The organism is Nocardia sp. CS682 (assembly GCF_004634405.1).
In the GTDB taxonomy this organism is placed as follows: Bacteria; Actinomycetota; Actinomycetes; order Mycobacteriales; family Mycobacteriaceae; genus Nocardia; species Nocardia ninae.
This window is the reverse complement of the sequence record NZ_CP029710.1, coordinates 6295483-6321578: the sequence shown is the minus strand read 5'-3', so window position 1 is coordinate 6321578 and position 26096 is coordinate 6295483. Positions and strand designations below refer to the sequence as shown.

The following is a 26096-nucleotide window of genomic DNA, read 5'->3' as shown; positions in this document are numbered from 1 at the left end:
GGTGTCGTATGTGCGAGCGCGACCCTGCCATCCAGCGTGCTGGGCGGTCAGGAGAACGCGGCGGTGGCGTTCTCCTCGGTTACGACGAGATCGCCTGCGGCCCGGCTCATTCCGTGGGCGAATTGGGACAGGGTGTGCGCCATGTCGAATCCGCCTTGGAGCAGGTCGGTGCTGAGGTTTACGTAGCCGGCGTCGCCGTCGGCGAACGACTTACCGTATGAGTCGGTGCCCCACGGCGGGTTGGCGCTGCTGCCTGCGGTGACCGTTGATTCGGAGCGTGTGGCGCTTCCGTTGTGCTGCACTGCGATCGGGTCGCCGAGCAGCGTGAGGGTGTCGGCGAGCATGCGCACCGCACGGCCGACCGAGTCGGCGACAGTGTCCATCACCACGGCGGCGGCATGCAGGTCGGTAGTTGAATCGATGGCGATGCTCTGCTCCACCCAACCCACTCTGGCCAGGACGGGCTGCGCCAGAAGGGATTGCGGGCGACTGGGGCCGGAACACTATGCGAATTGTGGGTTTCGGGCTCGAGCCACGCACCTACTGATTTCTCGCGCTGGCTCCTCGCGCGTGCGTCTAGCGGATATCACTCTCCGCGTTCGCGGAATCCACTGGTTGCCAGTCGGTTTCGGAGTCTTGCGGTGCGCCCCACACCGCCGGGTCGGGCGCTGATGGCGCGGCGTACTGCTCGATGATCGGCTGGTGGTAGGAATCGAGTTTGGGGCGGGTCTTGGCGCGCAGATCGGTGCCCTTGGGTTGATAGTGGTCCGTCCCCGGACCGCCGGTGCCGTATTCCTTTCCGAGCTGCTCACTGCGGAGCAAAGCCCGCTGCCACCAACTGTGCTCCGCGCCGATCGGGCGCACCGTCGGCTTGGCTTCGGCATCGGCGCTGCGGTTGATCACGTCCGGATGGACACGCACCATGCGCAGCTCATCGGCGCGCTGCTGGGCGAGGTCGGCCCTGTGTTGCGATTCGTCGGCGCGGGCCTGGAAATCGTCGGCTCGGCGCTGGTGCGCGTCGGCGCGCAGGCGCGCGGCGGCTTGCTCGAACTCGGCGCTCGCGTGTTCGACCCGGGCGCGGGCAACCTGTAGTTCGACCCGCTCGACCTGCCGAGGGTCGGCAGAGTCGTTCGCGCGCAACGATTCCAGGCGAGTTTCAGCGGCCCGCAGTTGCTGCTGCGCCCGCTCGGTGTTCGTCCGTGCTTGCTCGGCGATATTGTCTTCCGTCGCCGCCCTGGTCTGTTGCATAGCGGCCCGCCGCTGCACGGTGTCGGCACCTGCCTGCGCGCGATCCGCGGTCTGCTGGGCCGCATCGGACCGCTGCTGCATGTCCTGCGCGCGGTCGGACATGCGGGAACCCCACTGCGGCTGCCGGTCGACCGCCGACGGCCCGTCCGGAGCCCCGAGTGCGCGAGCCAGCGGCGGGTTCTCTACGGATTCAGAAGGCTGGGCCCGCAATTGGGGCTGGGCGGCACGCACCTGCCGCTGGTATTCGCGCAGGTTCGCCGCGTCCTGGCGATCGAGCTCGCGCAGCCTGCGCTGATGCTGCGGCGTCGACTCGACCGACCGGTCGACCGAGGGCCGCGCCACCGGCGCCGGTCGTGGGATGGGCTGGTCGCTCACCGATCCACCGACTGCCGCAGCCCGGCTCGCCGGGACATACACGTTCCCTTCGGCGTCGAGCTGGAAATGCCGCAGGAAACCGGTGCGCGCCACACTGCCCGGCGCGCGGTTCAGCTGGAACAAGCCGCGTGCACCACCCGCCATCGCCCCTCGAAACGCACCACCCGACGCACCGAGACCGAAACCGCTCGCGGTGAACGCCCCCTGCCAGTTACCGCTGTTCATCGCCGAGGCCATCGAACTGCCGACCGTGCCGACCGCACCGGCGAACGCCCCGATCGCCGCGCCCCGACCCACATCCGCCGCACGACCGAGCTTGTTGGTGAGCCTGCCGATCGAGGCATCGAAGCCGATGCCACCCCAATGCCCGGCCGCCCGGCCGAACAACCCGCTCGCATACGACGCACCGAACGAGAGCAGCGCCTCGTTTCCGTTGAACTGACGCCGAGTACCCCCAGCGATCTGGCCACCCTGGATAGCCGCATCCACCAGCACCGCTTGACCTCCCGACACCGCGCCCTTCACCGCGTACGTGGCCAGATTCTTGACCACCAACTTTGTCCAAGCCTGCTGCCCGACAGCGCCGAACGCCCGCAGTATCACCTGCTCGATCCGCGTGATCACCAAATCCTCGACCCGCCGCAACCCGGATCTGGTTCCCGCGATGGCCGCGGCCTCTACAGCGGGCGCGGTGGGCGGAAACATCCACGCCCACAGGATTTCTACCGCCAGCATGGCGTAGGAGACGATCATCATCAGCTTCGCCGCCTGCACGGTGGTGCCGAAATCGAAAGCGGCATTGCCGAGTTCGTCGTAGTCGGCGGCCAGCTTCGCCAGCGAGGCGTCGCCGTTGAGCAGGTCGGTGAACAACGCCGAGATGGTCTCGGCTCCCGCGCCGTCGGTATAGGCACCACTGGCTTTCCGCCGTACCTGAGTCAACGGGACCACCTGTGCAGCAAGCGATTTCGATGCTTCGTTCCAGGCGCGACCGATGGCGAACAGCAGGTCCTCGTTGCCTGCGGGCAGGTCGACGCCGACCAGCCAGCCCAGCCATTTCAGATCCTGCGGGATCTCGATCATCGCCGAGGTTACCGGCCGAACGCGGTCGGGTCGAAGAAGTCCACGGCAGACGCGCTATCGGCAGAAGAAGCTTGCGCTGCAGGACCTTCCGAAACCGGCTCGTATGGGCCACGCGTCGACGCGACCCTGTCCCAACCGTATGCGGACCGGCTACCCGGACCCGCCGACGCCAAGGTCCAGAAGTGGTTGAGGTGCCGCAGCGGAACAACGACTTCGTCGCGGAACCGATCGCCGTTCGAGTCGATCAGCCGCAGCCCTGTCGTTATGCCGGTGGCCTCGTCGACCACCACGTCCGAGACGAAGTACGAGTGCCGAGCCGTCAGACCGCTGCCGGCATGCGCTGTCGCACCGCCCGGCAGCGGGCGGGTAGTCATGATCACCGTGTCGCCGCGCTCTAGCAAATTCGCGATTCGGTCAGCCACCCACCGCGTCACGACTGAATCATCCAGCGGAGCAACCGATTCCCACCGCCTCATCTCAGCCAACACCGGCGCCAACTCCGGCGTCAGCTGCCGGAAGCGCTCGGAGCCGAGCGTCTCCGCCAAGAACGTGCGGAAGCCGGTCGCGGAGCGCGGGTCGTGGGCATTCAACCATTGCGTGATCATCGAGCTGGCAGCACTGAGAGATAGGCCGAGCCCCTCGATCCTGTCCCATTCAGCGAGGGCCTTGCCCCACGTCGAATGACCGGCCCAGCTTTCCAGGTAGTCGTGCCAGGCGCTGTCCAGGCCCAACAACTCGTGCGCGACTTCGTGACGTCCGCCCACCAACTCCGCCAAGGCATCCGGACCCAACATCATCGGATGCGCGAACGCGCGGTCGTCCACTGCACGTATCGGCAGGATCCGCCCCGTCGCACCCGGCGAATCCACAGGCCACAGCGAACGCGCGGTCTCTGCGGCATACCCGCCTTCGATTCCCGCGTACCCCTCGCTCCCACCACGATGAATCGCCCAGGCCTTTTCGATCAGCGCGGGCCACAACGGCTGCCCGTCCCGGTGTGCCGCATACGCCAGCTGTCCGTCGTAGGCATAGAACCGCCGATCCACCGGCACCCACACCTCGCGCCGCACGGGGCTGGTGAACTCCACTTCGCCGGTTGCCGAGGTCACTCGGCCATCGCCGTCCTGCTCGATGAACCGGACCTCGAAATCGCCGTCCGCGCGGGAACGAATCATCTGGCGCACCCAGTCCGGGTGCCGCTCCGCCAAACCGATGAGATCGGCGAGCAGGTAGCAGGTTCCAGCCCCGCCCTGCTGCACGTCGGAGGCTCGGGGCACATCGCCGAGCCCGAACAGGGGACCGGAGACATGCACCATGTCCGGCACGAGCACACCGGCGTCTGCGAGCACGTCGCGGCCGACCTGATGCCACACGGACGTACCGTCGCTACCGCCGGGGACGCGCACCGAAACGCGAGCAGGGTCGTCCGCATCGATCCGCATCGCGACCATGGTTCCCGCCGCCAAAGTCACTGTCTGCCCTGCTGCCACAAAGGTGATCGGTGTGGCTTCGGGGATGCGCACAGCCGCCGCCGGAATACGCTGCCTTGCTTGCGCCGTATCCACCGCCGCAGGTGTCGGAGCCGGAGTGGACTCCCCGGCCGCTTCCTCGAAGCTCAGCTCCTCGAACGCCTGGAAGGACAGGTATTCGAAGTCGTCATGGGTCTGCAGTCCGGCAGTCTGACCACTGAGATGTAGCAGCACTGCGACGTTCAGGTCGGTCATATCGGAAGGCTCGTTCGCGTAGTCACATTCCGCGCCCGCATCGACCATGACCCGCAAAACCCCTGCGTGAACCTCGATCTCCACCGCAGCGGCAGCGGGAGCGCCGCCGAGCAGCGACGCGTGGGTGAAGACCCGACCGCGCCCATATTGACGCTGCTGCTCCTTCGTGACCGCGTACATATTGCCGTATTCGTCCGTCGCCATGACGGCCAACCGTTCCTGCGCGCTCGGGCGGCTGGGCAAAGCCTCGAAGTCGAACGTGCTTCCTGAGCCGCGCTCCGCGGCCCAGGTGGTGTCGAATACCGCACCGTCCGCCGAGTACAACCGGCCGTCCGGTCCCAGCAGGATGCGGAACTTTTCGCGATCGGCGAACGAGATCGGTTCGTACTCCGTACCGGGCTCCATCGGCCGCCCGGTAAACAGGCGATCGGCCGTTGTGTTCCGCTCCGGCACGCGGATATCGGTACCCGCGAAAAATGGTCGGCCGTCTTGTTCCGCAACGGGTTCGGTATCCGGCTCCGTGAACTGTGCGCGGAAAATCTCCCAGCCTTCGGGCAGCGTCGTCCCGTCGACGCCTTCCATATGCGAGGAACTGGTCGTATCGATGACGTGGGCGTCGGCGTGGTGGAAGTCAGAAGGAGCTTGCTCTGGAGAACCTTCCGTATCCAAGACCTGCGATAGCGCGACCCTATCCAAGCCATATGCGAATCGGGTACCCGGACCTGCGGACGACAGAAACTTGAACTGGTTGAGGTGCCGCAGCGAAACCACGACTTCATCTCGGGACCGATCGCCGGATTGCCGCGCGTTCGAGTCGATCAGCCGCAATTCCGTCACGCGCCCTGTCTGCTCCTCGAACACCACGCCTGACACGAGATATGCGTGCGTGTGCAACAGGCCGGTATCGGCGTGCCTAGTCGCGCCATCCGGCAGAGTTCGGGTATTGATGACCACCGTGTCACCGCGCTGCAGCAAGTTCACGATCCGGTCCGCCACCCACTGCCTCAAGGCCGAATCATCGAGCGGCGCAGTTGATTCCCACCGCGCCATCTCCGCGTACACCAGCCGCAGCTGCGGCCCGAGCTGTTGGCAACGCTCGGAGCCCAGCTTCTCCTCCACGAATGCGGGAAAACCGGCGGCCGTGCGTGGATCGTTGGCCACCAGCCACTGTACGAATGTCGACCTGGCATCACTCGCGGAAAGGCCGAGTTTCGCAATCTTGCTCCATTCAACGACAGCCTTGTCCCACGTCCCGTAAGCAAGCCATTTTCCCTGGTAGTCGTGCCAGTCGTGCTCCAGGTCCAGTAGTTCGTGCGCGACCTCATAGCTGCCGCCCGCCAACTGCGCCAACGCATCCGGGCCCATCATCATCGGATGTGCGAATGCGCCGTCATCCACCGCACGTATCGGCAGTATCCGCCCCGCCGCACCCGGCGAATCCGCAGGCCACAGCGCACTCGAGGTCGCCCCCGACCCACCACCCTCGATTCCCGCGTACCCCTTGTCCCCGCCGCGATAGAGCGCCCAAGCCTTCTCGATCACGGCAGGCCACAGCGGCTGTCCGTCCTCGTGAGCCGCATACGCCATCTGCTTGTCGTAGGCATGGAATCGTCGATCGACCGGAACCCACACCTCGCGCCGAGCCGGCTCGGTGAATTGCACTTCGCCAGTTGCCGATATCGTCCGTCCATTCCCGTCTTGCTCGATGAATCGCACCTCCAAGTCACCGTCCGACCGTGAACGGATCATCTGGCGCACCCACTCCGGATGTCGGTCCGCCAGACCGATGAGATCGGCAAGCAAGTAGCAGGTGCCAGCCCCGCCCTGCTTCACATCGGCGGCACGAGGCATATCGTCGAGCCCGAACAGCGGACCGGCGACACGTTTCACGGTCGGTACCCGCACACCGGCGTCCGTCAGCAGTTTGCGCTCGACGCGATGCCACACCCCGCTGTCGCCGGGTTCGCGCACCGAAACCTGAACGGGGTCGGCCTCGTCCACTCGCACCGCGATTGTTGTGCCTCCCGCCAACGACACAACTCCCCCGGCCGCGGCGAATGTGATCGTCCTGCCTTCCGGGATTCGCACGGCTGCCGCAGGCATGCGCTCCCGTGCTCGCGCCTCGTCCACCACCGGAGCCGGTGCAGCTGCCGGAGTCGGCGTATTGGCCGCTTCCTCGTAACTCAGGTGCTCGAAGTCCGCGTCGATCCGCAAACCGATCGGCTGAGCATGCAGATAATTCAGCGCTGCCGAATTCAATTCCGCCAGAGCGATATCCGCCGGTCCGTCTTCGTAGTCGTATCCCGAGCCCCAATCGACCAGGACGCGCAGCACCCCGGCCCGCACCTCGATCTCCGCGGCCGCGGCGGCGGGAGCGCCGCCTAGCAGCGACGCATGGGTGAATTCCCGACTGCGGCCGTATCCACGCTGCTGTTCCTTGGTAAGCGCGTACAGATTGCCGTACACGTCCATCACCATCATGGCGCGCCGTTCCGGTACGTGCGGATCGCTCTGCAACGCCTCGAAATCGCGCGTGCTTCCCGAACCCCGTTCAGCGGCCCACGTGGTATCGAAGACCGCACCGTCGACCGAGTACAACCGCCCGTCCGGCCCCACCACGATCCGCAACTTCTCGCGATCGGCGACCGAGATCGATTCGTAGTCCTCCCCGTGCTTCACGGGCTTCCCAGCGAACGGGCGCTCGGCCGCCGTCTTCCGTTGCGGCACCGGGATATCGGTGCCCGCGAACAGCGGACGCCCGTCGGGGCCGACCGCGGGTCCGGCGTCCGGCTCCGTGAACACATCACTGAAGTGTTCCCAGCCCTCCGGCAGCAACAAACCCTCGCCGAGCCCACGCTCGACCCCATCGACCACCGGCATTGATACACCGGAAACATCGGGCCGCGACGCCCGCGCAACGGGCGGGCCGTGCACAACTACCTCGGGCGACTGCGATACATCCGACCGAGTCGCGCGTGGGACCGGCGGAGCCGCGACAACGGCTGCATCCCACGGCGAAACATCGGGTCGGGTGGCGCGCGGGGCCGGTGGCGGTCCGGCGGACGGCAGGTGGGTCGAGTGCCCGGGTTCGGCACGAGCTGCCGCAACTTCCCCGTCCGACTCGAATCCCGCCAAGTCCGAATCGAAACCCGACAGGTCCGACAGGGCGTCCAAGTCGGTGATGTCCCCGTCGCTTTCCGATTCGGCGGTGGGCGCCACGGCTTTTTCATTCACGCCATGGAAGAACCGGGTGCCCGGGCCGGAAGATCCGATCCTGCCGAATTGATTGAGATGCCTCAGCGGAACGGAGACCTCCGGACCGCCGTGCGGGTCACGCACGACAACCGCTGTGGGTTGTCCGCCCGGCCCGCCGGCGTGCTCGACCCGCGCGACGGAATACGAATGGTTCGACTGTAATTCGGTATAGGTGCTGTCCGCGGCTTGCTGCTCCGATTTGGTCACCAGATTCACCGTGTCGCCGCGCCGGAGCAGCGATTCAATGTAATCGGCCAGCACCATTGCGGTCCGCTCGTCCGCCAAAGCGGCGTTCCCGTCCCATGCGGTGAGATAACCGATCAACCTGTCCGCCGGTACCCGCCACTGTGCTTCGAGGAAGTTCGCGAAGTCGACGGTATCGTCGAAGTCGACCTCGGTTTCCGCATCCTCGATCGCCTGGATGGCGGCCGCCATCTCCCCGTAGCTCACTGTCCGCTCGTAAATCTCATCAATAGCGAGGACGAGTTGCGCACGGTCCAAGTTCGGCAGATCCTTCGGAGCCGAATTTCCCAGCACCATGACCGCCATCGCCACCCTGGACGCGACCGCCGACAATTTGAAACGCATCGTGCCTGCCGAAACGAAACCGGTCGACTCGGCCCAACCCGCGACCATCTGGGCAAATCCAGAGAGCGAGACCCCGGGACCATCGGCGGATTCCTCGGTGGCATCTTCGGTCAGCTCGGTCAGCAGGTCAGGGTCCGCCTCGAACAGGTGACCCACCGACAGGTCCAGGCTACGTGTCGGTTGCACACGACCGGCGAAGCCCGGCATCTGCGGCGGGCGCAACTGTCCGGCAGATATCCCGGGATTTCCTCCGTCGATACCCCCGTATCCCAGTTCCTTCCCACGCCACACTGCCCACGCCTTCTCGATTACCGCGGGCCACAGTGGCCACGAATCGTCCTGCGCCGCGTACAGCATTCCACCGGTGGAGTTTTTGTAGAAGCTGTCGTCCACGGTGACCCACACCCAGCTGTCCTGCTCCGGGTCATAGAACCGAACGCTGAAGGTGCGTACCGGGCCTGCTACACCCGCACGGATCTCCTCGCCCTCACGAATCATGTCTTCGATCAGGTCAGGATGCCGCTCGGCCAAGCCGATGAGATTCGACAGCAGATAGCAATCCCCGACCCTGCCCTGTCGAACATCCTCCGGTCGTGGACGGCCGTTGAACAGGAGCCCCGATACCTTCTCCACATCGAGATCGAATATTCTGGCGGCATCGACGGTCAGCCACCCGGTGCCCGGGAAATGTAGATCGACCTTTTCCGGCGCGAGCGAGTTGACCCGGGCAGCAACAGTAGGGCCGTCCAACCGCACCACCTGATCCGCGTCATCGACGCAGAACAACCCGGTAGCCTTCGGAATCCATCCGCCGCGGTTCTTGTCGTATTCGAATGCCGCAGCCGCCACAGCAGCGGGAATTTCCACGACGGCACCGTCGGACTTCGCGAGCTTACGAATAGGCGAATCACCCATCATCGTCCACCCGACGTGCTGAAAGACCGCGCGCTGCGGAATCGGCACCAGTTTTCGGTGCGCGTCGGCCACCACCAGCTCGCCCTTCAAGAGCTCGACGCCGGCAGCAGGCATGACTAGCTGCGGGTCCGCAGGCGGTGTGGTCCTCTCGCCGCCCGGCTGCCGAACCGCCGAAGATTCCTGGAACCCGGCGGCTTCCAGCACCGCGGCCCGAAACGCCGCCGCCTCGAGCGTGGGTCCGACCGGCTCGCTCGGCAGCGACTGCACGAAATCCCGAGCGAAGAGCAGTGCGTCCTCGTCGTCAGTAGTGACGACGGATGGCACCCCGGGAACAGTCATGCCGCCGCGTGTGGAATTCCTTGCCCAGCTGTTCAATTCGCTCTGCATATGCCGGTAGTTCCGGATGTCCACAACACCACCGCCGTGGGTGTGCACTGCCACCCAGTAGTGCGCACCACCGTCGGCACGGTTCAACATGAATGTATTCAACTGCTGCTCGGGCGGCCCGAAATGCAGATGCGTCACACCACCGTCCGAGTGATACACATCCAGATTCAATGTCAACGCAGCGGCCGCCGACGGCAACAGCAGATCGGCGGCATCACTGTTCCAAGTCCCCTCCTCCAGCAACTCCGTCAGTTGCCGCACGAAAGCATCCGAATCCGAGAATTTGCCGCGGTACGCATCCGGCTCGGCCAGCATCTTTCGCACCACCCCTACGCGGAAGTCCCGATGCGCGTTCCGATCAGTGGGATCGACACCCACAGCCCGCGCCAACGCCTCCCACAAACAATTCCCCATCCCTGGCTGTGACTCCCACACGCCATCCACACCCGGTGCACGAACACCGCCGATCTCCGCACGCACCTCGGCGGCGAAAACCTCTACAGGCGATAGTGATTCGCCGGCTCCGCCGCGCAACCGGGCATGGCTCGGGTCGGCTGGATCGGAGTCGGCGGCAGTCACGGGCCGAAGCGGCGGGTTCGCCGGTTCGTCCCCCTGCGTGTAGTGCGGGGGCGGTACCACAGGCAGCCGCAGCTGCCGCTGGTGTGCTGCGAGGATCAGGTATGGCCAGACAGCATCGTTGTTCGGCACGTTGTCGGGCCAATCACCGACTCGCCGCACCCGAACCCACCGCGGCTGTCCGTCCTGATGCAGGCGGACATCGACGGCGTCACCTTCTGGGGCCTCGCGAACCGAAGCGGCGACGATGTCGGGGTAGCGAGTCACCAGCTCACGGAGCTGGGTGATTGCCTCCGGAGGTGCCGGGACCGGCATTGTCCGCAGGCCACCCAAGTCGATCTCGCTCGGGCCTGCCGGTCGCCACAGCGGGCCGCCGAGCCTGTTCGGAAGACGGAGACCGAGTGCGGCGGCCAGGTCACGCTGCAGCGATACCGTCGCGCCGCTGGAGTGCCGGACCAGGATCTGGTCCGGATCTGGGCTCGGTTCGACTTCGACCATCTCGCCGTCGTACAGCGTCGCTTCCGTGCCTGCCACGGGCACCGTGACCGTGCTCCGGAACTCCAGAGAATCCGGCATCTGCTCGAAGCCACGCTGTTCGAGCAGATCAGCGTCGACCCACCCCTGGTCGTTGGAGCCCACTATCCAGAGCCACCGGTGGCTCTCGTCGGGCGCGGTCCGAGACTCGTCGCCGTCAACTGAGGGGTCGGCCCTGAAGGAACCATCCGGGAAGGGGTGGATCGACACGTCCTGGTCGGTGAGCACGGCCGTAGCAGCCAATGTGACGCGCACACCTGCGGGTTCTTCGACCACCGGTTCATCGGCAGCCACGTCCTCTTCGGTCAGCCGCAGCGGACCGGCCGGTATCCGGCCGTTCGGGTACAGCGGCAGTCCACGTTCCAACAGCCGGTCCTGATCGACCTGCGCATGCAGAGTCAGCTGCGGTGCTCGCGGAAGGATAAGTATCCGATGTTGCGGATCGTTGGCCCTACTCATATTTTCCAGGTCGTACTCACTGAGCCAGCTGAGCGTCTCCTGCGTGTAGGGAATCGAGACCTCGAAGAGCTGGACACCGTCGACCATTCGCGACCGACCGGTCCAGTTCACCTCGGTAGGAGGCTGACGATCATGGCGCTCCACCGCCGCCACCGCGGTATGCGCAGCCGCCACCTCGCTCGCCATGATGACGAGCAGCGGCCAGATCGGGCGATCGTTCGGCCAGACCAGGCTCCGGCTGTAGGAACGGTTGACCCGGATCCACCGAGCACGTTCGTCCACCAGCAAGCGGACGTCGACGGTACCGTCTTCGTTCTCTCGGAACATGTCTCGGACGAATTCTGGGTGATCACGCGCGAGAGTGCGCAATTGGCGGACATTGGGCCCGCTCAAACCGTTCAGGTCGTCGGCTTGCGGACCGTCCGTCCAGAGCGGACCACCCAACAGCACCGGGCGAAACAGCCTGAGTGCGGCTGCCGCGGTCTCCTGAACCCACACGGCCCGCCCGGGCAAACGCAGCAGCAGCAGCCCCTCATGGCCGTCCGGCTGTTCGGCGGTCGCATCGATGTCGACGAGTTCATTGTCGTAAACGGTGACGGTGCCGGTGATCCCGGGTAGATCGGCGGCGCGAAAAAGGTTCTCGCCGGCCGGACCACGCCGGAACCCGGCGTCGAGCAGACTCTGTTCCCAGACCCACCCGGCGTGGTTGTCGCCGAAAATGCGATACCTCGTCCCACCACTGTCGGTGTACCGATTCCAGGGACGGTCTTGGAACCGTAGAGCGCCGGCCGGATTCGGCCGGATGAGCACTCCGCGATCGGTGCGGACACCGGTCTGGTCCAGCTCGATGCGCCTTGGGAGGGGTAAGAGCGGATCGGGTCTCATCTTCGACGCGAACGAAGCCAACGGAGCCGGGCCGCGTGGTAGCGAATGCTGGGTGCCGTTCGAATTGCCCTGCGCACCATCGTTGCGCTCGCCGAGCGTAGCCGCAGCCGGGGTGGGCTCAGCCGCTGGCGCCGGACCGGCATCGCTTGCCGCGGTGGCGTTCTGGGGCAGCGCCGGATCAGTCCAGAGGGCTGCGGCCGATCCGCCGTTCTCATCGAATTCCCACGGGGCACTGACGGCGTCGGCGTGTGACTCCTCGCCTGGGTTCGAATACACCGACCCCACCGACGCGCGGCCCGGACCGACCGGCGCAAGCAGCTCCGCACTACGCCGAACTGCGGGCCCATCCTCGACCGAACCCATCGACAGCGTCTCGATCTGCTGCACCACAGGCGACGACACGACGACGTCCGACGACGTCCCATCACCCGAACGCGAACGCGCGGAGACCACCGAGTACACCGACCCCACCGACGCGCGGCCCGGACCGACCGGCGCAAGCAGCTCCGCACTACGCCGAACTGCGGGCCCATCCTCGACCGAACCCATCGACAGCGTCTCGATCTGCTGCGCGGCATTCGAATCAGGCTGGGGAAGTTCGCCCGGCGGGTCGAACGGATCATGTGCGACATTTCTTGACGCGTCGTCCGCAAGGCCGACGGTGCGTGCTGCGAGCACTATGGCGGGCCAGATCGGCTGGCTGCTGCCCGGTCGCCAGGGCAGATCGGTGCTGCGGTCCATCCGCACCCACCGTCCCTCAGCGACGTTGACATCGATTGTGCCGTCCTCGTTTTCGTGCAGCCCCGACCGGATGCCTTCCGGGTCGTTCGAGACCGAATGCCACAGCTGCTGAACCAGCCAGCTGTGCGGCAGATGGTCCAGATCTCGGGGTTGCGGGCCGGATTCACCCCACAGCTCGCCCGGCAGCACGGTGCGCCGCGTCCATCCGAGTCGGCTCGCGACGCCCTCGGTTATCAACAGTTCGTCGCCGCCGTAATGCAATCGCAGCCGGGAAGTTCCGTCCACTGCTACCACAGGATCCGCATCGATAATGATGCGATCGCCTTCGAACACAGTGATATCGCGTTGCTCCCCGCCTTCCGACCTGCCATCGACCTGCATGCTGCGGTAGAGGCGTCCGGTGGACCGATGCCAGCGGTATCCGTGCTCGCGCAAGAAGCCGGCGGGTACCCAGCCCGCCCCGTTGGCGCCATCGACCCACAACCAATCCTGTGCATCGTGTCTGACACGCATGGCCGGGTTGTCCTCGAGCATCAGGAACCCGCCCGGATGCGGGGTGAGCTGATCACCCTCGGCGGTGGACATCTCCGGCGCGGTGAGCCGGAGTCGGGCACCGAGGGCGAGGGCGGTCCGGTCCACTTCCCGGTCGTTCGCCGCATCGAATGCCAGCAGCCGGATATCCGGCGCAGGCCGCAGCCCGGTATCAGCCATCAGCTGCCCGAGGGCCACGTCGTTCAGCTGCGCGGTGACCGGGTATTCACCACCACGATCGACGAGTAGCGAGATGATACCGTCCCGCACTTCGATTTCCGCGGCCATCGTCGCGGGCCCACCGCCGAGTAGCGCCGCGTGGGTGACCAACTGATGCGGGTTGTCGATTTCGCGCTCCGCATAGAGGTTGCCGGCCCGGTCCATGACCAGGATCGCACGGTAATTTCCCGTGTCGAAGAGACTTCCGTCGCTAGCGCGGTACAGGCGTCGGTCCGGGCCGACAGCGAGACGCCGCCGCTCGATCTGATGATCCGGCAGCGCGTCGTGCTGAGCGTTGGGCAGCACCGAATCCAGGTCGAGTTCTTCGACATTGCGCGCGGGCATCCGGTACATCTCCCGCTGATCCGCGGTCAGCCTGAGGAAATTGCTCCCTGCCTGCGCGAGCACCGGCGGCAACGCCACCTCGACCGTGCGGGGCGGGGGCACTTGCTCTCCGGTGCCGCGCAGCATCACGGAAATATCGGACTCTTGACTATCGCTGTCGGACGCCGCATCCGGCTCGGTCGGTGACTGCCCTCCCGCTGCCAGTGAGATGGGGCCCTCTTCTGTCACCGGCGTAGCGGGAGCTTCGTTTTCGGCCGAGACCGTCGACGGTGAGTTCACGGCTTCCGGCGCATCGTCGGGATTCGAGACCGAAAGCTGGAAGTCGCGGTGCAACACAATCGGATTCGGTCTGTACAGCAGATATCCCAGGGCTTGTTCGGTAAGCCCGGCCGCAGTCACGTACTCCCCACCCCGATCGACCATGACCGACAGCTGGCCATCGCGTACTTCGATCTCCGCGGCCGCCGCCGCGCGACCACCGTTCAGCAGCGACGCGTGGGTGATCCGCGGATCTGCTTGCTGAGCTTCGGCGATCGCGTAGATATTGCCGAAGACGTCGAGCACCATCGGCGCGCGCCGGATCGCCGGAGTCTGCTGATCGTGTGCGTGGGTATCGAGGTCGGCCGAACCCGTCCGCACACCCGACGTCGTATCGAACAGCGAGCCGTCCAGCGCGCGGTACATAAGCCCGTCACCGCCGACCACGATCCGGTATGAAGCCCGCACTTCCTCGCTCAGTCGGTGGAACTGAGCGGTGCCCGGCAACGGCGCCACGACCAATCCAGCGCCGATCGTGCTCGGCGGCGGCACCAGTTCGCCGGTGCCGACCAGCACCGGCTGACTCGCCGACGGCCGATCGGCCGGTGGTACCACGATCGACTCGACCACCGGTGCCACCGACTCGTCGGCCACCGCCGCCACGACCGGCTCGGCCACCGGCTGATTCGGTGTGGGCTCGCTCCTGGACTGCGACTGCTCGTGCACCGAAGTGGGCACGCGGCTTTCGGCGACGATCGGGTTCCCGACGTGGACAGCGTCATTCCTGCCGAAGCGCCGCAGGAAGTCCGTGGTCCGCCTATGGTGTCGTCGCCACCAACCGCTCTGCTGGGTGACAGTCGGGGTCGTCGCGGGACGACGGCGTCGCAGTGCCCGCCCGAGTCTCCCGACGGAATCTCCGACCACGTTGCCGGTCCGCGTCCGCCCTGGCGTGGTCTCCTGGCGTGAGGTTCCGGACCGGCCGGAGGGACCCCGCCTGGTGGACTGGGTAATGCCGCCCGCCCGGTATGACAGCGCGGTGCCTTCCGGGGTGCCGGTCGCGGCATCGTGCGGCGGCAGCACTTCGGCCGTGAGGATGGTCAGGCTGTTCGTGGAGTTCGTCCGCACGCCGGTGATCCGGTAACGGGTACCGCGGGGCAGCAAGAGTTCCTGTTGATCACCGCCGGGCGCGACTCCGTCCCTACCGATGTACAGGCCATTGGCGCCCGGCCGGACGGTCAGCTCCAGGAGGTAGCCCTCAGCCAAGGAGAAAACCGTTTCCGCGCCCACGGAAGTCGACATGTATCCGGGTTCGGTCTGGATGGTATCGATGAGCTCCGTGGGGTCGCGGTCTTCCAGCGGGAGACCTTGCGGACCGACCATGAACGTGACGTCGCCGACGATGCGTACTACCTGAATAGGCTCAGGCAGCCGCAGTGGCCGGCCGGTGGCCTGGTCGAGCAGGGCGATCTGCCTCAGCACATTTTCCGCTACCAACTCTTTCGTGGTGTGGAAGTAGTCCGTCAGCGTATAGAGGATCGCCTCTTGCCTCGCGAGGTCCGCCAAACGCGCGTCTCGCGACGTACTGTTCAGGATCTGATCGATATGACTCAGACGCTCGTTGCTGTCGGCCGAGGCCCCCTCCGCCACCAGGAGTGCCCGGGCCTCCTCGAGTTCGGACACCGACGGGAATTCCGAATCTTCAGAACCGTCTTTCAAGACTTCCACAAAGTCGACGGCTTGCATCAATGGTTCGACATATTCCGTGATGCCTTTGCGCGTGTCGACACCGGCAATGCTGCGAACAATTCCGTTGACCACGGCCTGTTTCTCGTAGGCTTGGACTGCCAGCCGGAGTTTGAACCACTTCCTGCCCTGGAAATCTTGCATGCCGGCGAGGTAGCGACTGGCATAGGCGGCACCGTCGTCGTTGTTGTCGAACCGGCGCACACCGTCGGCGCCGACCTGTCCGACATCCGAAATACCCAGCACCGCACCGTCATTGTCAACCCCGACATGATAGTGCCCAGCACCGTCACCGGTCGCCCGCAACAGCGTGTACACCGGCAAACCGGGCCCATGACGCAGCCCTTCCGTTACACCAGATGGATAGACGACATTCACATTCAATCCGAGCTCACGCACCACGAACGGCAAGAACAACTCGGCCGCCGGATCCATGAACTCGCTGTCCCTCAGCAAATTCGCCAACTGCAGAGCGAAATCCCGCTTCCGCACATCCTCCTGTTCCCCCACCATAAAATCTCTGAAGGATGCGGCCCAATCTTGTTCAGCCCGCGCGCTCAAGCTCGTCACCACATCGGCACGCAAATCATCGTGCGCGTCAGCGCCTTCCATGTGCAGCACCGTCGCCAGCGCGTGGAACAAGCAGTTGCCGTCGCCCGGCATCGACTTCCACAAACCGCCCGAAGGTGCAGAGACTCCCTCAACCACCGGATCCAGCGTTGCGGCGACCGCTGCCGCATCCGCGTCATCTCGGATGGGTGCCTCATCGACCTGCTCGGACCTCGACTGCGACCGGTCGCTCACCGGAGTGGGCACATGGGACTCGGCGACACTCGGGTTGGCAACGAGGACAGCTTCATTCCGGCCGACATCCCGCACGAATTCACTGGTCCGCCCGCTGCGCCTACGCCACCATCCGGCCGGCAGAGTGGCCGTCGGGTTCGTCGCCGGACGACGACGTCGCAGCGTCTGGCTCAGTCTGCCGGCGAAATCGCCCACCACGTCACGGGTCCGCCGCCGACCGGAACCGGGCTGCTGCCCAGCCACCGGTTCGACCGGCACGCCGGCTGCGCGCCCCGGCGCAACCACCGACGGCAGATCCGCCGCGCGCTGCTGCCTCGCCGGTCCGGACCGGCCGGAGCGATCCCGCGCAGTGGATTGGCTGACGCCTCCCCCTCGGTACGGTTGCGCGGTGCCCTCCTGGTTATCGACCGCGACACCCTGCGGCGGCAATACTTCGGCCGCGAGGATCGTTTGACCGTTCGCGGCGACCCTTACGTCGGTGATCCGGTAACGGGTACCGCGGGGCAGCAGGAGTTCCTGTTGATCCCCGCCGGGCGCGACGCTGTACTTGCCGATGTACATGCCGTTCGCACCAGGCCGGACGGTCAATTCCAGGCGGTAGCTATCGGCCAGGGAGACAATCGTTTCCGCACCCACAGAGGTCGACATGTAGCCGGGTTCGGTCTGCACGGTACCGATGAGCTCCCTGGGGTCGCCGTTGCCCAGCGGCAGACCCTGCGCCCCGACCATGAAATTGATGTCGCCGACGATGCGAACTACCTGAACGGGCTCGTGCAACCGCAGTGGCTGCCCGGCGGCCTGATCCAGCAGGGTGACCTGTGCCAGCACATCCTTCGATAGCAGATCTTCGGTCGAGCCGAAGTAGTCCAGCAGCGAGTAGAACAGCTCATCTCGCTGCCCGAGCTCCGCCAAACGCACCTCTCGCGACGCATCGCTCAGGATTTCCTCGACAAGCTTCAGGTGCTCGCTGCTGTCGACTGTGGCGCCCTCCGCTACCAGCCGTGCCCTGTCCTCCTCGAGTTCGGCCACCGTCGGAAGTTCATAATGGCCCTCGCCTTTCAAAACTTCCACAATGCGGACAGCTTGCTTCAGTTGTTCGATATATGAACCGATTTCGGCGTCCCGCGCGTCGACACCAGCAATGTTGCGCACGATGAGGTTGGTCCAGGTCTCCCTCTCGTAGGCATGCACTGCCTGCCGAAGTTTCAACCATGCGGGGCCCTGAAAATCCTTCATGCCAGCGAGATAGCGGCTGGCATAAGCGGCACCGTCTGCATTGGTATCGAACCGGCGAACACCGTCATCGTCGACTCGCCCGACGTCCGAAATACCAAGCACCGCACCGTTATTGTCGACCGCGACGTGATAGTGCCCGTCGCCGTCACCGGTCGCCCGCAACAACGTGTAGACCGGCAGCCCGGGCCCGTGGCGCAGCGGTTTCACGACGCCGCCCGGGTAGGCAATATCCACATTCAACCCGAGCTCACGCACCACGAACGGCAGGAACGACTCGGCCGCCGGATCCATGAACTCGCTGTCCCCCAGCAAGTTCGCCAGCTGCCGCTCGAATTCGGTGTGCCGCAGCTCCTCCGGCTCTCCCACCATGAAATCGCCGAAGAACTCGGTCCACTCATCGGTCGCCCGTGTGTTCAACCCCTCCACCACGGCGGCGCGCAAATCCTCATGCGCGTCAGCGCCTTCCATGCGCAGCACCGCCGCCAGTGCGTGGAACAAGCAGTTGCCGTCACCCGGCATCGACTTCCACACCCCACTCTCGGGTGCGGAGACTCCCTCGACCGTCGAGTTCAGCGCGCCAGCCACCGCCGCCTCGTCCGCTCCACCTCGGAAGACTGCGTCATCTGCCCGTCCGGATCGGGACTGCGACCGCTCGCTCACCGGAGTGGGCCCGCGGAACTCGGCGACGGCCGGGTTGCCAACGCCGACAGGCTCACTCCGGCCGACGTGCCGCAGGACTTCCCCGGTCCGCACACCGTGCCTACGCCACCAGCCGGTCGGCTGAGCGACCACCGAGTTCGTCGCCGGACGACGCCGCAACACCCGCCCCAGCTCGCTGACAAAACCGCCGACCAGGTTCCGCGCCCGTCGCCGCCCGGACGTGTTGTGCCGCATGGTGCTCGGCTGCACCGGCGCATCGGCTGCGGTCGGCTGTGCACCGACATCGGCCGACGGCGCGATGACAAGTTGCGTGCCGAGCTCGGATTGCCCGGCGGGACCGACCGAGCCGATACCCGGATATTCACCGCCACGGAAGACCGCCCACGCCTTCTCGATGACCGCAGGCCACAGCGGCTGCGACGGATCCTGGAGCGCGTACGTCGTGTCTTCTGCGGCGTCGACGTAGAAGGTGTCGTCCACCTGTACCCACACCCAGCTGTTCTGTGCAGGATCGAAGAACCGCACTTCGAACAGACGCACATCGCCAACCTTCGACGAGCGGATCATGTCCTGGAGCAGAGCGGGATTCGCGGCCGCCAACCTGATCAAGTTCGCCGTCAGATAGTCGGCTCCCTGCACGCTTCGGCGAACGTCGCCTGGCAGCGGCACGCCGATATCGCCGTAGAGCGGCCCGGTTGCCCGCCGGTCCCGCACATCCAGTCTGTCTGTCTCGACATCGAGCCAGCCGGATTCCATGGCGCCGTGGACGTACAGCTTCATCGTGTCCCCGTCGTCCATGGTCGAACGCACCGGAAAGGCGGGACCGTGCGGGTTTATCACGGCGTTTCCCGCGCGGTTCATGGCGAACACGCCGGTTACGTTCGGACGCAATACCAGTGAGCCGTCGGCCTGCTCCTCCTCCCGGAATGCCGCCGCGACCAAGATTTCGGAAAGATCTACCGTGTTGCCGTCCGGCAACAGGACTTCGACCTCGTGATGGTCGAGCCTGCGCACCACCCGCAGCGAATCCGCGAAGTCCACGTACACGAGTCGGCGCGTGGTGTCGCTCACCAGCAACCCGTTGTCCGAACCGAGAACCTTCGCCGTCGTGTACGGCATCGTCAGGGCCAAGTCGGCGGGTGGGAGGACATTCGCACGCCGCTCACCGCTCGCAGCAGGAGCGCCGGCATCATCACTGGGGCCGGTCAGATACCTGAGCTGTGCCTCTCTCGCGAGCGGCATCGACTCGACATGGAAGCCAGGATTGCTCGATCCGTCAGGATCGAAATTCGCGAAAAGCACCGGCCCAATGGCTGTTCCGGCTCGGACGGCATCGATCCGGGCGTCGAGTTCCGCGCCGGCCAGCATGAGCAACGTACCTTGCATGGTGTGCCCGCGCGGCGAGCCGGGGTCGGCGGCTGCTGTCCGCAGTTCCGCGTCCAGGTACGCCCGGTTGAGTGCATCGCGGACGGCGAGGGGAATCGCGACAGAAGTGCGCAAGAGCGGAAAATCGGCGATCAGCCTTCGCTGGTATTCCGGCGACAGATCGGAGAAGAGCAGACTGTTCCACCACTGATGGCCATGCTCGTTCCACCAGGTCGCCAGTTGCTGGTTCCGGTCAAGACGGAATGCCGCAGTGTCGTTATAGCCGATTTCGGGAGGGAAGGAAGGCGGCACAATCCGATCGTTCACATCGACCGGGTCCGGGTGCGCCCACAGATCCAACTGATGGGACGGGCGTACCTGCCCACTGCTGAGCAACCGCTTCCACTTGTCCAGATCTCGCTGCTGCTCGGTCAGCCGAAAACGTTCCGCCTGCAACCATTCCCGCAGCGGTCCGGTCTCAGCACCCTGCTCCCGGCTGCGCAACACCCAATCCCGCGCGTCCAGCCATCGACCCAATCTGGCGGTCTCCGCGGTTTGCCGTTCCAGTTCGCCGACTCGTTCGCGGACACCACCATGCAAACCCGTGCCGCTGGTGAAGTCGAATCCCTTGCGCTGGAAACTGTCCGCGAGCACGAGCCCCCGGCGGCGAAGGAGGTCCACAGCGTAGTCGTTCATCTGCGGGGTGGGTCGATAGTGCCCGCTGTGGTCGGTCAGCACCTGGACCCGACCGTCATCTACCACGAGATAGCCGGCGGCGGTGACAGTGCGGCCCCCGAGGAAGGAGGAGTGAAAGCTCACTACCGAGGTCGTACCCGAGTACAGGTTGCCGAACTCGTCCATGACGAACTTCGAGCCCGAAGTATGCAACGGAGCACCGTCACGCGCTTGATACAACCTGCCGTCCGGGCCTACGAACACGCGGTGCTGTTCACGTTCCGCCGGCGTCATGTAATGAGTCGGTGTGTTGGTCGTCCGGGTTGTGATCTCGAGCCTGTTGCGGTCGATGGTGATCGACTCAGCCAGGTCGAGCGTTGTCAGGGAGCGCAGTGGCCGATTCTCGCCGGTGTACGTCCTAGCGAGGACCGCGCCGTCGAGCAGCGGTGCTTGCCGAGACGCCAGCACCCGATCGAACGGCGGCGGAATTTGCTCTGGCGGTATCGCCCCAGGTACCGGCGAAGCCGCAGGTTCGATCGGATGCACACCGGCCCACAGCGATTTGTCGGCGTCCATTCCGATTTCGTAGTGACCGTCCTGGGCTTGCCGCAGATGCAGGGTAGGCCGCCAGGGGTCCGCTGAACTGCGGATGGTCGATCCCTCCGGATGGTGCAACACGACGTTCGCCCAGAATTGATCGCCCGCCAGGGCCAGCAATTCCTGTTTCGTCAGGCCGCCAGCGAGCTCGGAACGCGCGTCGAAGTCGGTCCCGAAGTGACGCAGATTACCTATCACCCACTGCAATCTGCCGTCGACCTGCTGCCCGAACCAGTTGTCGTAGTTCTGTCGGAATTCGCTCTCCTGCAGCGACATTCCGGCCAGGTCGGTCAAATGCATCGCGTCGTAGGCATGCCGGCGTGCGCTCTCCTGCGCCGAGGATGCCTTCAACTGTTCGGTGACGAAAACTTGCCGGTAGTACTGGTAATTCCCGACCAGTCGATCGGCGAGTACGGCGCGCAGATCGTGCGAGCCGTGGAGGTTGAAAGTGCGTGCAAGCGCGGTACACAGCGGGTCGATGGGACTGTGCACCGGAAACCAGTCCGGCGGCATGGGCTGATCGATGGCCGCCGGGACCTGCGGTGTCTCGATACTCCGCGAAGCGGAGCCGACCGGGCTACCGGCAGTCGTACCGAGGTGCTCGGGACCGCTGTCGGATGGCGCGAGCGCGGCACGGGCGGCGGTCCCGGGGGCTGTAGTCGGCCCGGAACCGGGCACCGGCACGCCGTGTGCTGAGTACAGGACGGCATGCGTGGCGGCAAGGTCCGGTCGAATCACCGGCGGGAAGCTATGCCGGTTTCCCGCACCGGGATCGATGACGACAACCGCGCCATTTTCCACCCTCAGCAGGTAGGGGTGTCCGACACCATCAGCGTCGGCCGCGCCCTGATACGTATCGACGACGAGAGCCGTCGCACCTTCGCCGAGGGCGAGCAGCCGACCGGCAATGTCGTCGTGATCAGCGAATTGCCGCAGGCCGGCGGTATCGTCGCTCAACTCGATGAATTCAGAAAACTCTACCCGCAGGCTTCCCCACTGCTCGACCGTCGGCGGGCCGACCTGAAACACGGCCGGTGAAGTATCCGACGACGCGGGTGGGGGTGTGAATTGCGCATCGTCCACGGATGCACGCTGCTGTCGCACGCTGCGAGACATGCCGAACAGGTCCGATGCCGATGTCCGCGAACGGATCTCGCCGGATGACGTGGCGACCGGGCCGAACGCGGCGAGCGAACCCGCGCCCGCCGAGCTGAACATGACGAACTGGTTGAGCTCGGCCAAGGGGATGCGCAGGTTTTGTCCACCGTTGTACGGGTCGGCGAGCAGGACCGCGGTCGGGATTGTTGGCGCCGCGCCGGCTCGCTCGACGCCGACCACCGCATAGGCGTGCTGCGGCTGCAGCGCGGTGTTGTCGTAGTCGTCGGTGAAACGCCGTTTGGTGTTGAGAACGACTGAGTCGCCGTGCCCTATCAGTCGATCGATCCGCTGGGCAAGCCACACCGCGATCGTGGTGTCGGGCAACCTCGTATTGAGATCCCACGCGTCAAGTTGCTGCTGGAGGGCGTCACCCGAGGCCTCCCACTGCTTGTCCAGATAGGTCAGGAACGCGGCTCGATCGTCCGCCCCTTTCCAGTGCGCCAGCACCTCCCGCGTAGCGTCGACCGAATGGTCACCGAGCAGCGCGGCCAGCTCGGCACGATCCATCTTTACCAAGCCCGATGGCGTCAGCTGCTGTTCGTTGACAACTACACCCACACGCGCGGCCTCGGCGCGCAACCCTTCGTTCAGGAAGCTCCTGAATTCTCGACGAGTCCACGCACTGCTGCCCTCACCCGCTCCGGTCGCGAAGAACCTGTGCTCCCAATCGAGCACCATTCGAACGAATCCTGGCTTGTCCACCGCACTGGCCAGCGTGTCCCGATCAAGCTCGAACGGGTGCGCGAACATGGACTCGTCCACACTGCGGGTCGGTTGCGACCGGCCCCCACTGCCCGGCATCTCCGGGGGACGCACCATCGCGCCCGTACGCCCTGATCTGCCGAGGTCGATCCCCCGGTAGCCCTCGTGGCCGCCGCGGAACACCGCGAACGCCTTCTCGATCACCGCTGGCCACAACGGCTGTGTTGGATCGTGCACCGCGTATTTCATTGCACCGGCGGCATCGGTATAGAAAGTGTCGTCGACGGTGACCGACGCCCAGCTCTGCTGCTCCGGATCGAAGAACCGCACCGTGAACAGGCGTTTGCCGTCGACCTCCGACGTAGTGATCATGTCTTTGATCAGGCCCGGATTCCGGGCCGCCAGACCGATCAAATTCGACAACAGATAGCAGGTCGCGGCGCCGCCTTGCCGGACGTCCCGCGGCGCGGGCATCTCGTCGACACCGCCGTACAGTGGCCCGGTCGCCCTGCGGACCTTGGTGGCGAGTCGGGCCGGATCGATCGACAACCAACCAGCCGGACCCGCGTATATGTTCATCATGGCCGCATTCACCGGATCCGGCCGCACCGGGACAGGTCCGGTTGCGGATCCGGCCGGCAGCAGATTGCGTGTGTTGCCCGCCATATCGGTGACGAACAGCCCGGTTCCGTTCGGCCGCAACAGCACTGAGCCGTCGGGCTGCACCTCCTGTCGGAAAGCCAACGCGCCCATGTCATCCGAGAACACGAACTCGCTGTTGTCCGGCAGCTGGACCCGGACACCACCGTGCTCGTCACTCGGCAACACCCGCAGCGATGCCGTGGCATCGAGTGGCACGAGATGACCGTTGATGTCGCTGACCAGCGCACTCGCGTTCGGGTACGGCGCCATTGCCACCGGCATCGTCGGTGCCACACCGACGGGCGGCGAATCCGCAGACCCGTCCGGCGCACGGCCGGCCGACTCGACCGCATCGTCGAACAGTGCGGTGAGTTCCGCGCCGGTCAACGAGTCCAGCGAGTCGGTGAACGGCTGCTCGCGGAACAGATGGGCCAGCTCGTCGCCGGTCACTTCGTCATCGACCGGGCGGAGGCTTTCAGTCACCGACTCGGTGCCCAGTGGTGGCGGCTTCTCGTTAGTCGGGGCAAAGGCCCGGCTCGGCGTGCTCTGCTCGATTCCCGCGAGCGCGGCGGACAGGCCAGGAACGGTCTGACTGGCCAGGTGGGCGGCATTGCGCGCCTGCAATGTCGAAGCCAGTTCCAGCAGTTCAGCTTTCGCGGCTCGATACTCCGTCTGCGCGGCATCCCTGGCGGATCGCGCCACGTCGAGGTCGTCACGCGCCGCATCGAGTGTGGTGCGATCGCCGGGATGCCGCTCCGCAAGCGCGTGCACCGTCTCCGCGTCCATGTACTTGACTTGGGCAGACTCGTGGGCTGTAACCGCCTCGGTGTAGCGAATCACTGTCACGGCATGCTCGCTCGACTGCACGAAGAGCGCGTCGTCGGCGGCCAGGTAGTACTGGACGCTGCCTTCCTGCCCGGCGCGGGCAGCCCGGTTCTCCGCCTGGATGTCGATGTCGCGCAGGTGCGATCTGCCCGACACCTTCACGTGCAGACCGCCGGCGTCGCTCACGTCCTTGCTCACCGGAATGTCGACACCGCGGCCACCCTGCCGGTTGATCACCAACACCTTGCCGAGCTGACCGGCCTCGTCCAAGATCTTCTGCAGCCGCGCTTCCGCATGAACGCCGTTGTCCAGGAACCACTTTGCGTCGATGGCAATGTGCTTGACGTTCGCCGCCGTCAGCAGCGCCGACACCTGCTCCACTTCGCTGTTGCGGTTGGTGATGACCAGCTGTGGCGGCGTCTGGGGACCGTGGGTGCGCGCAATGTCGTCGGCGATCATCTGATGTTTGGCCGCCTGGTCGAGCGCCACAGCGGCATCGAGGGTCGTGAGCTTGGATTCCTCGAAGCGCGGGACCGTCACCACGTCGGGCATGCCGAACCGCGCGGTCAGCTCACCGGCGACCCCCTTGGCGGTGCCCGACGCACCGGTCACTGCATCAAGGTTGGTGCTGGAGACCATCTCCTTGGCGGTGATACTGCTCGAGGTCGCCGAATCGGCACGGATCGCCAAACCGTGCTTGGCCTCGACTGCCTGTGCCAGTCCGCCGTTCCAGCGGCTCTCGGTCGAGGTCTGCGGATCGAACATCACCTTGTGGGTGGTCTGATCAATGATGTAGACCTTCCCGTTGGTCCGGTCGATGATGTAGTGGTCCTTCTCGACGAACTCCCAGCGCGCCGTGGCCGCCGAATTGATCCGCTGCAGTTCGGATTCCAGCGAATCCGCGGGTCGGCCGTCTGCTCGCAGCAGCTTGGTGACCTCGGCAACGCCGTCTTCGGTGAGTTTGGCAGGGCCTCCCACCTGGTTGTCCTTGCGGCCGAAATGGTCCGGGGTCAGCGCACCGGAAGCCAGGTGGCGATCCAGGAAGTCCTTGGCCCGCACAACGCTGTCGGCGATGTCGCGGGGGGCCGGCTGCGCGGCACCGTCGGAGATGATCCAGGTGGTGTCCGCGTGCACCAGCGCTTCGTCGATCTCGTCGATCACGGCCATCCGGCCCGGCACCACTTTGCCGCGCAGATGCCCGAATCCGGCGTCGTTCAAGGTACCGATGTAGATCGTCGGTTTCCCGTCTTCGACGGGCAGATACCCTGGACCGTCCGGATCCATCCGGCCGACATGGAAGCCGTAGGGCCCCAGGACCCGCTCGTACAGGGTGAATGCCTGGTTGGCCAGGGTGTCGCGAGTGGTGAACACCTGTAGTGATTCACCGGCGGCCGCGTGCATGATCGCGTCGGCGAGAAACGCCAGGGTCTTGCCCTCACCGGCGTCCATGTTGATGGGGCCGTGCCGCATGGCCATGGCCGCCATCGTCTGCGTCCAGCGCAGGGTCTTGCCGGGGAGCAGCTTGCCGTTATCGTCCAGCCCCTCGGTTCCGCGCCGGATCACCTCCAT

3 protein-coding genes are annotated in these 26096 nt (G+C 65.5%); all 3 read right to left on the bottom strand.

Features of this window, described 5'->3' with window-relative positions; translation table 11 throughout:
• Window positions 1–47: 47 nt before the first annotated feature.
• The gene (locus DMB37_RS28330) at window positions 48–440 is read right to left on the bottom strand and encodes a hypothetical protein (protein ID WP_135235281.1); all 393 of its coding nucleotides are present in this window, start codon (window positions 438–440) and stop codon (window positions 48–50) included.
• 136 nt (window positions 441–576) lie between these two features.
• Window positions 577–2703, bottom strand: a complete 2127-nt coding sequence (locus DMB37_RS28325) for a hypothetical protein (RefSeq protein WP_135235280.1) — start codon at window positions 2701–2703, stop codon at window positions 577–579.
• An 8-nt stretch (window positions 2704–2711) separates the two neighbouring features.
• The gene (locus DMB37_RS28320) at window positions 2712–26096 is read right to left on the bottom strand and encodes a C2 family cysteine protease (protein ID WP_370465424.1); all 23385 of its coding nucleotides are present in this window, start codon (window positions 26094–26096) and stop codon (window positions 2712–2714) included.

Coding starts and splice junctions, on each gene's coding strand:
- DMB37_RS28320 (WP_370465424.1), bottom strand. CDS start 26,096: ATGGAGGTGATCCGGCGCGGAACCGAGGGGCTGGACGATAACGGCAAG.
- DMB37_RS28325 (WP_135235280.1), bottom strand. CDS start 2,703: ATGATCGAGATCCCGCAGGATCTGAAATGGCTGGGCTGGCTGGTCGGC.